The 13662-nt window shown below is 68.1% G+C and carries 16 protein-coding genes; 4 read left to right on the forward strand and 12 right to left on the reverse strand.

The window, feature by feature from the left end; translation table 11 throughout:
* Window positions 1-90 precede the first annotated feature (90 nt).
* The 5 genes from metW to argB all read right to left on the reverse strand — a co-directional run bounded on the left by metW (window position 91) and on the right by argB (window position 4910).
* Entirely contained in the window at window positions 91-714 is a 624-nt protein-coding gene (metW, locus tag M1D55_RS23845; RefSeq protein ID WP_006577582.1) for a methionine biosynthesis protein MetW, read from the reverse strand.
* Window positions 711-1949, reverse strand: coding sequence for a homoserine O-succinyltransferase MetX (gene metX, locus M1D55_RS23850; protein WP_082928418.1), 1239 nt, complete (start codon window positions 1947-1949; stop codon window positions 711-713). The genes metW and metX overlap by 4 nt, the downstream gene beginning before the upstream one ends.
* Window positions 1950-2293: 344 nt before the next feature.
* Window positions 2294-2968 carry a nucleoid occlusion factor SlmA gene (slmA, locus tag M1D55_RS23855; RefSeq protein WP_064574961.1) on the reverse strand — a complete coding sequence of 225 codons (675 nt, stop codon included), beginning with the start codon at window positions 2966-2968 and terminating at the stop codon, window positions 2294-2296.
* On the reverse strand, window positions 2965-3939 hold the full coding sequence (locus M1D55_RS23860; RefSeq protein ID WP_064574959.1) for a pyrimidine 5'-nucleotidase: 975 nt from the start codon (window positions 3937-3939) through the stop codon (window positions 2965-2967). The genes slmA and M1D55_RS23860 overlap by 4 nt, the downstream gene beginning before the upstream one ends.
* A 53-nt stretch (window positions 3940-3992) precedes the next feature.
* A complete protein-coding gene (argB, locus tag M1D55_RS23865) occupies window positions 3993-4910 on the reverse strand; it encodes an acetylglutamate kinase (RefSeq protein WP_006579752.1) in 918 nt (305 codons plus the stop codon).
* Window positions 4911-5109: 199 nt separating this feature from the next.
* Between argB and M1D55_RS23870 the strand changes: the two genes are divergently transcribed.
* Window positions 5110-5358, forward strand: a complete 249-nt coding sequence (locus M1D55_RS23870; RefSeq protein WP_064574955.1) for a cysteine-rich CWC family protein — start codon at window positions 5110-5112, stop codon at window positions 5356-5358.
* Between the two features lie 52 nt (window positions 5359-5410).
* Here M1D55_RS23870 and M1D55_RS23875 read toward each other — a convergent pair whose 3' ends face one another.
* Window positions 5411-5917: a DMT family transporter gene (locus M1D55_RS23875; protein ID WP_023264985.1), complete on the reverse strand. Its 507-nt coding sequence runs from the start codon at window positions 5915-5917 to the stop codon at window positions 5411-5413.
* A gap of 97 nt (window positions 5918-6014) precedes the next feature.
* Here M1D55_RS23875 and M1D55_RS23880 point away from each other — a divergent pair, with 97 nt between their 5' ends.
* Window positions 6015-6950, forward strand: coding sequence for a LysR family transcriptional regulator (locus M1D55_RS23880; RefSeq protein ID WP_006576296.1), 936 nt, complete (start codon window positions 6015-6017; stop codon window positions 6948-6950).
* Window positions 6951-7024: 74 nt separating this feature from the next.
* On the opposite strand, the gene M1D55_RS23885 is transcribed toward M1D55_RS23880, so the two are convergent.
* Window positions 7025-7498, reverse strand: coding sequence for a copper chaperone PCu(A)C (locus tag M1D55_RS23885; RefSeq protein ID WP_006576297.1), 474 nt, complete (start codon window positions 7496-7498; stop codon window positions 7025-7027).
* Window positions 7499-7801: 303 nt separating this feature from the next.
* On the opposite strand from M1D55_RS23885, the gene M1D55_RS23890 reads away from it, so the two are divergent.
* Window positions 7802-9157: an ATP-binding protein gene (locus tag M1D55_RS23890; RefSeq protein ID WP_456281993.1), complete on the forward strand. Its 1356-nt coding sequence runs from the start codon at window positions 7802-7804 to the stop codon at window positions 9155-9157.
* Window positions 9154-9780 carry a response regulator transcription factor gene (locus M1D55_RS23895; RefSeq protein WP_231906337.1) on the forward strand — a complete coding sequence of 209 codons (627 nt, stop codon included), beginning with the start codon at window positions 9154-9156 and terminating at the stop codon, window positions 9778-9780. Before M1D55_RS23890 ends, M1D55_RS23895 begins: the two co-directional genes overlap by 4 nt.
* 78 nt (window positions 9781-9858) lie before the next feature.
* Here M1D55_RS23895 and M1D55_RS23900 read toward each other — a convergent pair whose 3' ends face one another.
* The 5 genes from M1D55_RS23900 to hslV form a co-directional block, all read right to left on the reverse strand.
* A complete protein-coding gene (locus M1D55_RS23900; protein ID WP_456281994.1) occupies window positions 9859-10176 on the reverse strand; it encodes a hypothetical protein in 318 nt (105 codons plus the stop codon).
* A 132-nt stretch (window positions 10177-10308) separates the two neighbouring features.
* Complete coding sequence (locus tag M1D55_RS23905; protein ID WP_023264984.1) at window positions 10309-10512, reverse strand: CsbD family protein; 204 nt, start codon at window positions 10510-10512, stop codon at window positions 10309-10311.
* A 149-nt stretch (window positions 10513-10661) separates the two neighbouring features.
* A complete protein-coding gene (locus M1D55_RS23910; protein WP_006576302.1) occupies window positions 10662-11246 on the reverse strand; it encodes a hypothetical protein in 585 nt (194 codons plus the stop codon).
* A gap of 255 nt (window positions 11247-11501) precedes the next feature.
* A complete protein-coding gene (hslU, locus tag M1D55_RS23915) occupies window positions 11502-12833 on the reverse strand; it encodes an ATP-dependent protease ATPase subunit HslU (RefSeq protein ID WP_006576303.1) in 1332 nt (443 codons plus the stop codon).
* Between the two features lie 117 nt (window positions 12834-12950).
* On the reverse strand, window positions 12951-13487 hold the full coding sequence (gene hslV / locus M1D55_RS23920; protein ID WP_023264983.1) for an ATP-dependent protease subunit HslV: 537 nt from the start codon (window positions 13485-13487) through the stop codon (window positions 12951-12953).
* Window positions 13488-13662 lie beyond the last annotated feature (175 nt).

Here is a 13662-nt window from a genome sequence, read left to right on the forward strand (position 1 = left end):
CCGTACGGTAGTCGCCCGAGTGGCCGCACGTCAAGTGCCGGCCACTCCGTTCGAGGCCATCCTCGGACCGAACCGATCGGGCCGAACCGATCAGGCGGAGCAGACCCGATAGACCGCCAGGCTGCCGCGCCAGTTGACGCCCCAGTTGACCGTGATGCCCTCGTGCATCACCACGCGATCGAGGATGCGCAGCCCGACCTTGGGCGCCAGCGCCTCGAAGTCGCTGATGGTCAGCACGCGCACGTTCGGCGTGTCGTACCACTGGTAGGGCAGCGACTCGGACACCGGCATGCGGCCGCGAAACACCGACAGCCGGTGCGGCCAGTAGCCGAAGTTCGGGAACGACACGATGCATTCGCGGCCGACGCGCAGCGTGTCGCGCAGCACCTGCGCGGTGTTGTGGATGGTCTGCAGCGTCTGCGACAGGATCACGGTGTCGAAGCTCTTGTCCTCGAACAGCGCCAGCCCGCCCTCCAGGTTCTGCTGGATGACATGCACGCCCTTCTGCGCGCACGCCAGCACGCCCTCGTCGCGGATCTCGATGCCGTAGGCCTGCACGTCGAGCTCGTCCTGCAGCACGCGCAGCAGGCTGCCGTCGCCGCAGCCCAGGTCGAGCACGGTCGCATTCGGTTCGATCCAGCGCGCGATCGCGCGGAAGTCCGGCCGCCGTGCCAGCACGCCGTTGGCCGCTTCGGTGATGGACTTGGCATTCATGCGCCGATCTCCCGGGCAATGCGTTCGTAATAGGCGCGCATCAGGTTGTGGTAACGCGGATCGTCGAGCAGGAAGGCATCGTGGCCGTGCGGGGCGTCGATCTCGGCGTAGCTGACCGGCCGCTTGTTGTCGAGCAGCGCCTTGACCAGCTCGCGGCTGCGGCTTGGCGCAAAGCGCCAGTCGGTGGTGAAGCTGGCAACGAGGAAGCTGGCCCGGGTATGCGCAACCGCACGGGTCAGGTCGCCGCCGAAGGTCAGCGCGGGATCGAAGTAGTCGAGCGCGCGCGTGATCAGCAGATAGGTATTGGCGTCGAAGTACTCGGCGAACTTGTCGCCCTGGTAGCGCAGATAGCTCTCGACCTGGAACTCGACGTCGAACGAGAAGCGGATGTCCTCGGCCTTGAGCTCGCGGCCGAATTTCGCCGCCATGTCCTCGTCGGACAGGTAGGTGATATGGCCGATCATCCGGGCCACGCGCAGCCCGCGCTTGGGCTTGACGCCATGCGCGTAGTAGTTGCCGCCGTGGAAGTCGGGATCGGACAGGATCGCGCTGCGCGCGACCTCGTTGAAGGCGATGTTCTGCGCCGACAGCTTCGGCGTCGAGGCCACCACGATGCAATGGCGCAGCCGCTCCGGATACATCAGGCTCCAGGCCAGCGCCTGCATGCCGCCGAGGCTGCCGCCCATCACCGCGGCGAACTGCTCGATGCCGAAGGCATCGGCCACACGCGCCTGCGCATTGACCCAGTCCTCGACCGTGACCACCGGGAAGGCGGCGCCGAACGGTTGGCCGGTGGCCGGGTTCAGGCTCATCGGACCGGTCGAGCCGAAGCACGAGCCGAGATTGTTGATGCCGATCACGAAGAAGCGGTCGGTGTCGAGCGGCTTGCCGGGGCCGACCATGTTGTCCCACCAGCCGACGTCGCGCGGATCGTGCGCGTAGACGCCGGCCACATGATGCGAGGCGTTCAGTGCGTGGCACACCAGCACGGCATTGGTCCGCGTGGCATTGAGCGTGCCGTAGGTTTCGACCATCAGGTCGTAGCCGGCCAGCGAAGAGCCGTTGCGCAGCGGCAGCGGCTCGGCGAAATGCATGCGCTGCGGCGTCACGATGCCGACCGAGTCGGGCGGCAGGGGCAGGTGCAGCGCGGCGGCGGCAGCGGCGTCCGAAGCAGTGCCGGAAGCGGCCGGTTCCACCGGGTCCGCGTGCGCGGATGGCGAGGCAACGTCAGTCATGTAGGCGGGCCTGCGCGAAGCAGGCATAAAAAAACCCGACCGGTCTTGCGTCTGGAATCACGCAGCCAAGTCGGGTTGTTTCGCACCGGATGCTTCGCTGTCCGCCGCGCGGTGGCGTTGTCCCTGAAATGCGTTCCTGTCGAATCGCGAATCGGAGAGGGGGCGCCGACCAACCTCTTTAGCCGCATTTATAGTGGCGGGAAATTTCCCCGCCGCGCGCCCGCAAGCCAGTCATCAAATCGGCGCGACCGGCAGATTATAGAGCAAAGCGATAGACATCAGCTGAAGTCGGCAGAAGGGGCGCGCGGAGATGAATATCGACGGCCGCAGTCCGGCTACGGGGATCAGCCCAGCAGCACGCGCAGCTGCGCGTCGATCTGCCCGGCCGGCAGCTTGCGAAAGCCGCTCTTGGCATAGCGATGCCAGTGCCCCTGCACCGTGGCGACAATCAGCGCGGCCCGTGCCGATACGTCGGCGTCGGCCGGAAACGCGCCCTGCGTCGCGGCGACCTTCAGGCATTGGCGGATCGACGCCTCGATCCGGTCCACCAGCTGATTGATGCGTTCCTGCAGCCGCTCATGCTCGCCGACCAGCGCCTCGCCGGTCAGCACGCGCGTCATGCCCGGATTCTTCTCGGCGAACGACAGCAGCATCCGCACGATCGCCTGCACCTGGCGCAGCCCGTGCTCCTCCTGCGCGGTGATCTGGTTGATCAGGCCGAACACGGTCTGCTCGATAAAGGCGATCAGGCCCTCGAACATCTGCGCCTTGCTGGCGAAATGCCGGTACAGCGCGGCCTCGGAGACGCCGAGCCGGGCGGCCAGCGCGGCGGTGGTGATGCGTTCGGAGCGCGGGTGCTCGAGCATGCCGGCCAGCGTCTGCAGGATCTGCACGCGCCGCTCGCCGGGGCGCGGCCGCTTGCGCGCGACCACGGCCTCGGCAGCGCCGCCGCCCTCGCCCTGCCGGCTGCGCTCGTCCGCGTTCGCGGCCGGCGCGGCTGCCTCGTTGCTCTGCGTCATGACCCGTTTCTCCGCATTCGTCGATGGAGTTGATGCACCGATTGTACTTTTATGTCCACATAGCCCGGCCGGTGCACCATGCGGGCCCGCGTGCGTACCGTGGTGTGGGCCGCGTTGCGATCGGCCTGCTGCGCCTCGGGCGACAGCCGCGGTGCGCGGGCCGCCTGGTTCTCCGCGGCGACCAGCGTCACCGCCTCCTGCCTGGCCGCGCGATCGGCGTCGCGGTCGTGCGGATGGCGCTGGGCCTCGGCGCGCAGCGCCGCCTGCTGCGCGGCATCGCGCGCCGCGCCCGCCGGTACGTCATGCGGCCGGCTCGGCGCGATCGAGCGCAGATAGCCGGTGATCCACGCGGTGCGTATCCCCAGGCCAGCATAGCGCTTCAGATGCGAGACGGTGTCCTCGACCAGCACGGCGCGGCCCGGCGCGATCCGCAGCCGTGCCAGCAGACGCCGCAGCATGCGCCGATCGGGCTTGGGACGCAGATCGCCATGAACCCACATCTGCTCGATGGCGATCACGCGCTCGAAGCAATGCTCGATGCCGGCCACGCGCAGCACCGCGCGCGCGTAGTCCTGCGGCGCGTTGGTCAGCAGCACCTTGCGGCCGGGCAGGCTGCGCAGCTGCTTCGCAAGGCCGCGGCGCACGCGCACCATCCGCGCGATGTCGGGGAATTCATGCGCGGCGCGCAGGAAGTCGGCCGGGTCCACGCCGTGATGGCGGATCATGCCGAGCAGCGTCGCGCCATAGCGCTTCCAGTAGTCGACGCGCACGCGGCTGGCGGTGGCCTCGTCGCAGCCGAGCACGCGCGCGACGTACGCGGTCATCGCGGCATTGATCGCCGGGAAGATCGCGTGCGAGGCATCGTGCAGCGTGTTGTCGAGATCGAACAGCCAGACCGTGTCGCCGGCGTTGTTGCCGGCCGGGCGATGCCGCAGGCGGTGGGGGGAGCGGCGGGAGGCGTGGGAAGGCACGAGGGGAAGGCGCCGCGCCGCCGCGGCGACGGCGGGCGCCTGGTGGCGGTACGTCAGTGCGAACGGATCATGGTGCCGAACGCCTGCTCGGTCAGGATCTCAAGCAGCAGCGAATGTTCGATGCGGCCATCGATGATGTGCACCGAGTTCACGCCGCTCTTGGCGGCGTCCAGCGCCGACGAGATCTTCGGCAGCATGCCGCCCGAGATGGTGCCGTCGGCGAACAGCTCCTCGATCTCGCGCGCGGACAGGTCGGTCAGCAGATTGCCCTTCTTGTCCATCACGCCGGGGATATTGGTCATCATCACCAACTTTTCGGCCTTCAGGATCTCGGCCATCTTGCCGGCCACCACGTCGGCGTTGATGTTGTAGGCCTGGCCGTCGTCGGAGAAGCCGATCGGCGAGATCACCGGGATGAAGGCATCGTCCTGCAGCGCCTTGACCACCGCCGGATTGATCGCCTCGATGTCACCGACATAGCCGATGTCGATGAACGCGCCGGGATTCTCGCGGTCCGGCATCTTCAGCCGCTTGGCGCGGATCAGGCCGCCGTCCTTGCCGGTCAGGCCGACCGCCTGGCCGCCGTACTGGTTGATCAGCATCACGATGTCCTGCTGGACCTCGCCGCCGAGCACCCACTCGACCACTTCCATGGTCTCTTCGTCGGTGACGCGCATGCCCTGGATGAAGGTGCCAACCTTGCCGACCTTCTTCAGCGCCTCGTCGATCTGCGGACCGCCGCCGTGCACGACCACCGGATTCATGCCGACCAGCTTCAGCAGGATCACGTCGCGCGCGAAGCCATGCTTGAGCTTCTCTTCGGTCATCGCATTGCCGCCGTACTTGACCACGATGGTCTTGCCATGGAACTTGCGGATATAGGGCAGCGCCTCGGCGAGGATCTCGGCCTTGAGGGCGGGGGCGATGGCGGCCACTGCGGTTGCGGTGGGCCCGGAGGTATCGGAGGTCATGGCAATCCGTGAAAATCGACAGGTATCATGGCAACGCGGCGCATCCGGCGCCCCGCGGCAGGCGCCCGAATTTTACAAGAAACGGGGTGCCACGCTAGCGACAGGGCCGACCGGACCCTGCGCGGGGCGCCAACGGTGCGTCCGGGGGCCCATCGGCCGTTCTTTTCATGCAACAACTACGCCAACGGAAGCCACCGCGATGTCAGCAGAAGGCGCTGCGAAAAGCCCCGACGCGAGCAACGGCCCCGCTGCCGTGCTGACCGGCCAGTTGCGGCCGGTCGAGCGGTGCTCGGCCTGCGGCGCGCGCTTCGTCTGCGGCCATGCCGCCGGCCTGCCGCATTGCTGGTGCGCGACGATGCCGCTGCTGCCGGCCCGGCTGATCGTGCCGGGGCAGCACTGCCTGTGTCCGGACTGCCTGCGCGCGCGGCAGGCTCAAGCGGGACAGTGAACACGGACAGGGAGCCGGTCAGCGGCTTGGCTTTCCCATCGGTCCCGCCGTTTCAATCCAGCGCCGCGCCCACGCGCGCCGGTCCGCTCCACTGCATCGCCACCACACCCAGCACGATCAGCAGCGCGCCGCCGAGCCGCGGCGCCGTCAGTTCGCGCACCGCGAAGCCGGCCAGGCCGGCATGGTCCATCCACAGCGACGCCAGCATCTGGCCGGCCACCACCGCCGCGATGAAGCCGCTGGCGCCGAGCCGCGGCGCCAGCATCAGCGCGGCGGTCAGATAGAACACGCCGACCGCGCCGCCGATCCACATCCACGCGGGCCCGCCCGCCCAGCCGGCGCCCGGCGGACCGACACGCAGCGCCAGCATCAGCACCACCACGACCGCCAGGCTGACCAGCAGCGACACCAGCGTCGCCCACAGCGGATGCCCGAGCGCGCGGCCCAGTGCGGCATTGGCGCCCGCCTGCAGCGGGATCATGGCGCCGGCCAGCGCGGCGATCAGCACCGGCACGGCGGCCGCAAGGGCCGGGGCGGCGGGATGGGACGAAGATAACATGCGACCTCCTCGATGCTTGCGAAAACGAGACCGCGCCAGTCTGCCCCTACGCCGGATGGATTTCCAATTCTCGTTTCGAACGTTTAATATTCGCCGCATGAATAATCTGCGCAACGTCGACCTGAACCTGCTGGTCGTGCTCGAGGCCCTGCTGGCCGAGCGTCATATTTCCCGCGCCGCCTTGCGGCTGCATCTGAGCCAGCCGGCGGTCAGCCACGCGCTGGCCCGGCTGCGCCAGCTGCTGGACGACCCCTTGCTGGTGCGCGGCCAGGGCGGGCTGGTGCTGACCGCGCGGGCGCACGAACTGTCCGGTCCGCTGGCCGAGGCGCTGGCACAGGTGCGCATCCTGCTCGGTCCGTCTGGCTTCCAGCCCGCCACGGCCCGGCGCACCTTCCGTCTGGCGATGTCGGACTACGGCGCGATGGTGGTGCTGCCCAATCTGCTGCGCGCCGTCCGCAAGGCCGCGCCCGGCATCGAGCTGGTGGTGACGCAGGGCAGCCGCGAAGCGATGTCGGCGCAGGTCGCCGATGGCGAGATCGATCTGGCGCTGGGCGTGTTCGTCTATCAGCCCGAGGGCGTCAGGATGGCGGCGCTGTTCGAGGAGGAGTACGGCTGCGCGGTCGATGCGGCGACGGTGCGCGACCACGGGCGGCTGGACCAGGTTGCCTACCTGGCGCGCTCGCACGTGCTGGTGGCCGCCCACAGCGCAAAGGTCGATCCGATCGATGCCGCGATCGCCAAGCACGGCGGGCGCCGCAAGATCGCCTGCGTGGTGCCGCACTGGAGCGTCGCGCCGGCGCTGATCGCCGGCACCAACCTGGTCCTGACCACGGCGCGCCGCAGCCTGGCGGCGCTGGAAGACGATCCGCGCTTCGCGGTGTTCGAGCCGCCGTTCGCGTTTCCGGGCTTCACCTTCAGCGCGATCTGGCACGAGCGCAACGATGCCGATCCGGGGCATGCGTGGCTGCGCGAACGGCTGCTGGCGGTCGGCGCGGGCCAGGGGCTGGACGAGGCGATCAGCCTGCGCGGTTGATACCCGGCGGTTCGACCGCGGACCGGCCGGCTTCGCGCCGGTGCGATCCGCTGGCGTTGCGGCGAAGCGTGACGTCAGTGCTTGTGATTGGCCGCGGCGCCGCCGCCGTGAGCCGGCGCCGTCAGCCCGCGCACTTCGGCTTCGACGCGCTGCTCGATCAGCTTGCCGCCCTGTTCGAACTTCAGCGTCACCGGCACCTTGTCGCCGACGTTCAGCGGCGCCTTCAAACCCAGCAGCATCACATGGTAGCCGCCGGGCTTGAGCTCGACGTCTTCCATCTTCGGCAACGGCAGCGCGTCCAGCGCGCGCATCCGCATCACGTTGCCTTCCATCTTCATCTCGTGCACCTCGGCGGTCGCGGCCGCCGGCGTCGAGACGCCGACCAGGCGCGCGTTCTGGTGGGCGTGCAGCGTCATGAAGACGCCGGTGGCGGTCTGCGCCGGCACGGTGCCGCGCGCCCATGCGTTGCGGATGTCGATCTGCGCGGAGGCAGCGGTGGAAAACAGCGCGCAGCATGCAGCGGCGGCGGCGAACAGCTTGGCTTGCATCTCTATCCTTTCTCGGTGCAATTCGTTCAATCGAGGCGGTTTGGCGGAGGCGGGAAGTCCGCGTGAATGGTCGTGCAAACAGTCGTGTGACCGGTCGTGTAAATGGTCGGGTAAATGGTCGGGTAAATGGCCCCGTAACAGCGCGATTAGACCATGAACCGCTGCAGGGTCAGGGCGGGCACGAACACGCCATGGAGACCCACGCGATGCAATCCGCCAGTCTGGCAGTGCCTCGCCGCGTGACCAATGCGGCATGGTGTCGCACGAGCCGGCCGGTGGCGGCGCCATTGCTACACTCGCGGCATGACGATGACCGCCCACGCCGCCCCACCCGCAGGCGAATCCCTTCGCGCGCAAGGCCTCGGCGCAGACAGCCTGCTGAGCCTGCGCCGCGTGTACTGGCTGCGCTGGGCCATCCTCGGCGGACAGGGGCTGCTGCTGGTCTGGGCCGAGACGCTGGCCGCGCTGCAACTGCCCTATCGCCCGCTGCTGACGATCTTCGTGCTGCAGGCGCTGTTCAATCTGCTGACCGCCTGGCGGCTGCGCCAGCATGCGCGCGCCGGCTCGGTGCCGGGCGATGCCGAGCTGATGGGACAGCTGCTGGTCGACCTGACCGCGCTGTCGGCGATCCTGTTCTTCACCGGCGGCGCCACCAATCCCTTCGTCTCGTTCTATCTGCCGGGACTGGCGCTGGCGGCGGCCATCGTGCCGTGGCGCCAGGTGGTCGCGCTGGCGCTGTACGCGCTGGCCTGCTATTCGCTGATGCTGTTCGAATACGTGCCCTTGCACCTGCACAACCCCGACAACGCGGTGGTCTACCACCTGGTCGGCATGTGGCTGAACTTCGTGGCCAGCGCCGTGATGATCGCGCTGTTCGTCGCGCGGCTGTCGGGCGTGCTGCGCGAACGCGAGGCGCAACTGGCCGATGCGCGCGAACGGCTGCTGCGCGAGGCGCGGGTCGAGTCGCTGAACGCGCAGGCGGCGACGGTCGCCCACGAGATCGGCACGCCGCTGTCGACGCTCGCCGTGATCGCCGGCGAGCTGCGCGCCGACGCGGCGGACGCGGCCCGCGGCGGTACCGCGATACGCGACTACCTGCCGGACCTGGATACCGTCGAGCAGCAGTTGGCGCTATGCCGCGGCATCCTGGCGCGATTGCGCGAGGCGAACCGCGCCAGCGCGCTGCAGCCGGTCGGACATTGGCTGCCCGCCTTCGCCGACGGCTGGCAGTTGCGCCATCCGCAGGCGCGGGTCGACACCACGATGGCGCCGGATGCCGCCGACGTGCCGATCGAGCCGGCACGGACCGGACAGATGCTGACGATCCTGCTCGACAACGCGGCCCGCAGCCAGCAGGCCGCCGGACGCGGCGACTTGCCGCTGCGGTTGTCGATCGCGCTCGATCGTCGGAGCGGACCGAGCGAACTGGTGCTGCGCGTGATCGACGATGGCACCGGCATGCCGGCGGCGCTGCGCGCGCGGCTGGGCGAAGCGCCCGTGGCGAGCACGCACGGCGGCCAGGGCATCGGCGCCTATCTGGCGCAGAGCGTGGCGCGCCAGATGGGGGGGCGGCTGCTGTGGCAGGACCGTCCCGAAGGCGGCACCGTGGCCGAGCTGCGGCTGCCGGCGATCAGCGACTCATTGGAGCACGCGGCATGAACTTGACGTCGACCGCTTCCCTTTCCTCTGCCGCTGCCGCCGGCAACGGCGACGCCGGCGCACCCTTCCTGGTGATCGATGACGATCCGGTGTTCTCGGACACGCTCGCACGCGCGCTGTCGCGGCGCGGCTTTGCGGTCGAGATCGCGCACAACCGCCACCAGGCGCTGGCGCTCGCCGAGAAGACCGCGTTCCGCTATGTCACGCTGGACCTGCATCTGGCCGCCGGCCCCGCGGCCGGCGTAACCGCGCCCGCCGACTCCGGGCTGCAGCTGGTGGCGCCACTGCGGGCGATGCTGCCGCGCGCGCGCATCCTGGTGCTGACCGGCTACGCCAGCATCGCCACCGCCGTGGCGGCGGTCAAACAGGGCGCCGACGAATATCTGGCCAAGCCGGCCAATGTCGATTCGATCCTCGCCGCGCTGAAATCCGGCATCTCGGAAGTGGTCGCCGAGGCCGCGCTCGAGGATCCGCTGCCGCTGTCGGTGCCGCGGCTGGAGTGGGAGCATATCCAGCGCGTGCTGGCCGAACACGGCGGCAACATCTCGGCAACAGCGCGGGCGCTGAACATGCATCGGCGCACGCTGCAGCGCAAGCTCGCCAAGCGGCCGGTGTCGCGCTAGCGCGCCGAGCAAACGTAAAAAGGGCCTGCATTCGCAGGCCCTTGCCGTATCGCATCACGGCCATCGCCGCGCGCCGCTTCACAGCCGCAGTTGCACGTAGTCCCAGCCGAGGTCGTCGCCGCCGTGGGCTGCACGATCGGCCATGTCCGTCGTGCCGGTCGCGCCGGTCATGCCGCCGGTACCCACCCGCAATGCATCGAACGCATGCCGGTTCGAGCGTGCGCCGTATTCGGCGGACCCGCTGACGAACAAGGCATGCGAGACCTTGACCCTGCCGTCGCCCACCGCGGCATCGATGCGCGTGGCTTCGCTGCTATCCGGCACGGCGCACAGGAACGCCGTGGCCCCGGCCAGCCCCGCCAACACGCCTGCCGACATCAAACCGATATGCTTCATTTTGGACCTCCTGCTTACGGCCATACTGCAGCCCAACGAGGCGCAAGCTTCTCATCGTCGCGGCGGCCGTGCCAGCGTGCTTACCAACGCTTACCTGGCTTACCGGCCGTCAACGGATGTCACGGGCCGATGTCACCAGCGCGTGTCGCGCTCCCACTCGCGCATTTCCTCCTCGGCGCGCTCCTTGGTGTAGCCATAGCGCTCCTGGATCTTGCCGGCCAGCTGATCGCGCTTGCCGTTGATCTGCGTGAGATCGTCATCGGTGAGCTGGCCCCATTTCTCCTTGACCTTGCCCTTGGCCTGCTCCCACTTCCCTTCGATCTGGTCCCAGTTCATGATCCGCTCCTCAATGTCGATTGATGCGTTGGCGACTTCGCTCGCTGCGTCGGGACGGACCAGCCGCGTCAGCCGCGGCCGGCCCATTGCTGATGCTTGCTAATGCTTGCTAATGCTTGCTGATCGCTTGCTGATGGATTGCTGATGGATCAGCGGTTGTACTTGGCCTTGACGTCGGCTTCGCAGCGGTCCTTGGCGTCGCCCGACATCGCGTCGCACTTCTCCTTGTCCGCCTTGTAGGCCGCGTCGCTGGTGTCCTTGCGAGCCTCGCGGCGCGCTTCGGCCACATCGGTGCGCGTACCGCCGCCGGCAGCCGCGCGGGTCGTCTTGGCCTCGCCCAGCGCCTTCTCATGCGCGGTCTTGGCTTCCTTCACGCAAACGTCCTTGTCGTTGCCCTTCTTGTCGTCGCAGCGTTCCTTCGCGACTTCGTACTCGCGGTCGGCCTTGACCTTCAGGACCTTGGCGCGGGCCGCTTCGGTGCCATCGCGGCGCGCTTCGGCCTCGGCCTTGGCCACGTCGCGATCGCGCTTGGCCTCGGCCTCGCAGACGTCTTCGGCGTTGTCCTTCATGGCGTCACAACGGGTCTTGGCGTTCTTGTAGTCGGCGTCGGCCCGCGAGACGGCGGCGTCATAGTCGGCACGGGCGCCGGACGGCGCGCTCTGCGCCAGCGCAAAGCCGGCCGGTGCGGCAACCATCATCGAACACACTGCAGCAGACAGCCATTTCTTCATCATGTCGCGCTCCTGTCGTTGTCGAACGGTTCGAGTTTGCAAGGGCGACGTTGGCGTCCGCCTTGCTGTCTCGTCGTATATGAAGGTTATGTGCGGTGCGCTTTTGCAAGCAGACGGGGGCTTCCGAAAGGGGAGTAAGACGATTCCCACATGAGAACCACACTTCACTGGCGGGTGTCCCGGGGACCAAAAAAAATGCGCCTTCCCATCGCTGGGAAGGCGCACTTCGGACACAGGCGCCGGGACAATCGCTGCGGCTTACAGCACGTAGCGCGACAGGTCCTCGTTGGCCGACAGATCGCCGAGCCGTTCGTCGACATAGGCGGCGTCGATCGTCACGGTCTCGCCGCTCGAACGAGTGGCGTGGAACGACAGGTCCTCGAGCAGGCGCTCCATCACCGTGTACAGCCGGCGCGCGCCGATGTTCTCGACCTTCTCGTTGACCGAGTGGGCGATCTCGGCCAGGCGGCGGATGCCGTCCGGCGCGAACACCAGCTCGACCTGCTCGGTGGCCAGCAGCGCCTGGTATTGCTTGGTCAGGCTGGCGTCGGTCTGCGTCAGGATCGCCTCGAAGTCGGCCACCGACAGCGATTCGAGCTCGACGCGGATCGGAAAGCGGCCCTGCAGTTCGGGGATCAGGTCGCTCGGCTTGGACAGGTGGAACGCGCCGGAGGCGATGAACAGGATATGGTCGGTCCGCACCATGCCGTACTTGGTGCTGACCGTGGTGCCCTCGACCAGCGGCAGCAGGTCGCGCTGCACGCCCTGGCGCGATACCTCGCCGCCGCCCAGTTCGCTGCGGCTGGCGATCTTGTCGATCTCGTCGAGGAACACGATGCCGTTCTGCTCGACATTGGCCAGCGCCTTCTGCTTCAGGTCGTCGTCATTGACGAGCTTGGCCGCTTCCTCGTCGATCAGCTGCTTGAACGCTTCCTTGACCTTCATCTTGCGGCGCAGCTTCTTGCCCTGGCCGAGGCCGGCGAACATGCTGCGCAGCTGCTCGGTCATGTCCTCCATGCCCGGCGGGCCCATGATGTCCAGGCTCGGCACCGCGGCCGCCAGTTCGAGCTCGACCTCCTTGTCGTCCAGCTGCCCCTCGCGCAGCTTCTTGCGAAAGACCTGGCGGGTGTTGGAATCCTTTTCCTCGGGCTGGGAGAAGCCGATGTCGCGCGGCGGCGGCAGCAGCACGTCGAGCAGGCGGTCCTCGGCGGCATCCTCGGCCTTGGTGCGCACCTTCTTCATCTCGGACTCGCGCGTCTGCTTGATCGCCATTTCGACCAGATCGCGTACGATGGTGTCGACGTCGCGGCCGACATAGCCGACCTCGGTGAACTTGGTGGCCTCGATCTTGATGAAGGGCGCATCGGCCAGCTTGGCCAGGCGCCGCGCGATCTCGGTCTTGCCGACGCCGGTCGGGCCGATCATCAGGATGTTCTTCGGCGTGATTTCCTGGCGCAGCGGGTCGGCCACCTGCTGGCGACGCCAGCGGTTGCGCAGCGCCACCGCGACGGCCTTCTTGGCCTTGTTCTGGCCAATGATGTGCTTGTCGAGTTCGGAAACGATTTCCGACGGAGTCATGGTGTGGGACATGGGTCTCGGTATCCGGGTATCCGTTCAATGAGGGCCGGTCAGGGCGCCGCCACGGCGCCCTGCGGCGCGGTGGTGCGCCCGGCGGGCGTCACGTGCGGGAAAGCGTGAGGAGGACGCTCACTCGAGCGTCTCGATAACGAAATTGGTATTGGTGTAGATGCACAGTTCGCCGGCGATGCCCAGCGATTTTTCGACCACGTCCCGGGGCGACAGCTCGGTGTTCTCCATCAGCGCCTTGGCGGCCGACTGCGCATAGGCGCCGCCCGAGCCGATTGCCGCGATGCCGCCTTCGGGATCGAGCACGTCGCCGTTGCCGGTGATCACCAGCGTAGTGTCGCGGTCGGCCGTGATCAGCATCGCCTCGAGCCGGCGCAGCGCGCGGTCGGAACGCCAGTCCTTGGCCAGATCGACCGCGGCGCGCGTCAGGTTGCCCTGGTACTTCTCCAGCTTGGCCTCGAAGCGGTCCAGCAGCGAAAACGCATCGGCGGTGCTGCCGGCGAAGCCCACCAGGACCTTGCCGTTGTAGATGCGGCGCACCTTGCGCGCGGTGCCCTTCATCACGATATTGCCGAGAGTGACCTGGCCGTCACCGCCCAGGGCAACCTGGTTGCCGCGCCGGACGCTGACGATGGTAGTGCCGTGATACTGTTCCATGGTGGCTTCTGAGTTGGGTTCAGGCAGCTACTTGGCGACGGCCTGACGGAATTCAAGAGCGGGCGCAGCCACCGCCGACGCGGCTTGTTCGCCCCATATTCGCCCTCGCGCCGCCCGCGTCTCCCAATATAGGCCTCCCAATATAGACGGGCTGGACGGCCGCACCGGCCCCTGC

Source organism: Cupriavidus sp. JZ107, from assembly GCF_053903255.1.

Excerpts from the sequence above, each read along its gene's own strand:
- metW (WP_006577582.1), bottom strand. The coding sequence starts at position 714 with ATGAATGCCAAGTCCATCACCGAAGCGGCCAACGGCGTGCTGGCACGG.
- metX (WP_082928418.1), bottom strand. The coding sequence starts at position 1,949 with ATGACTGACGTTGCCTCGCCATCCGCGCACGCGGACCCGGTGGAACCG.
- slmA (WP_064574961.1), bottom strand. The coding sequence starts at position 2,968 with ATGACGCAGAGCAACGAGGCAGCCGCGCCGGCCGCGAACGCGGACGAG.
- argB (WP_006579752.1), bottom strand. The coding sequence starts at position 4,910 with ATGACCTCCGATACCTCCGGGCCCACCGCAACCGCAGTGGCCGCCATC.
- M1D55_RS23870 (WP_064574955.1), top strand. The coding sequence starts at position 5,110 with ATGTCAGCAGAAGGCGCTGCGAAAAGCCCCGACGCGAGCAACGGCCCC.
- M1D55_RS23875 (WP_023264985.1), bottom strand. The coding sequence starts at position 5,917 with ATGTTATCTTCGTCCCATCCCGCCGCCCCGGCCCTTGCGGCCGCCGTG.
- M1D55_RS23880 (WP_006576296.1), top strand. The coding sequence starts at position 6,015 with ATGAATAATCTGCGCAACGTCGACCTGAACCTGCTGGTCGTGCTCGAG.
- M1D55_RS23885 (WP_006576297.1), bottom strand. The coding sequence starts at position 7,498 with ATGCAAGCCAAGCTGTTCGCCGCCGCCGCTGCATGCTGCGCGCTGTTT.
- M1D55_RS23890 (WP_456281993.1), top strand. The coding sequence starts at position 7,802 with ATGACGATGACCGCCCACGCCGCCCCACCCGCAGGCGAATCCCTTCGC.
- M1D55_RS23895 (WP_231906337.1), top strand. The coding sequence starts at position 9,154 with ATGAACTTGACGTCGACCGCTTCCCTTTCCTCTGCCGCTGCCGCCGGC.
- M1D55_RS23900 (WP_456281994.1), bottom strand. The coding sequence starts at position 10,176 with ATGAAGCATATCGGTTTGATGTCGGCAGGCGTGTTGGCGGGGCTGGCC.
- M1D55_RS23905 (WP_023264984.1), bottom strand. The coding sequence starts at position 10,512 with ATGAACTGGGACCAGATCGAAGGGAAGTGGGAGCAGGCCAAGGGCAAG.
- M1D55_RS23910 (WP_006576302.1), bottom strand. The coding sequence starts at position 11,246 with ATGATGAAGAAATGGCTGTCTGCTGCAGTGTGTTCGATGATGGTTGCC.
- hslU (WP_006576303.1), bottom strand. The coding sequence starts at position 12,833 with ATGTCCCACACCATGACTCCGTCGGAAATCGTTTCCGAACTCGACAAG.
- hslV (WP_023264983.1), bottom strand. The coding sequence starts at position 13,487 with ATGGAACAGTATCACGGCACTACCATCGTCAGCGTCCGGCGCGGCAAC.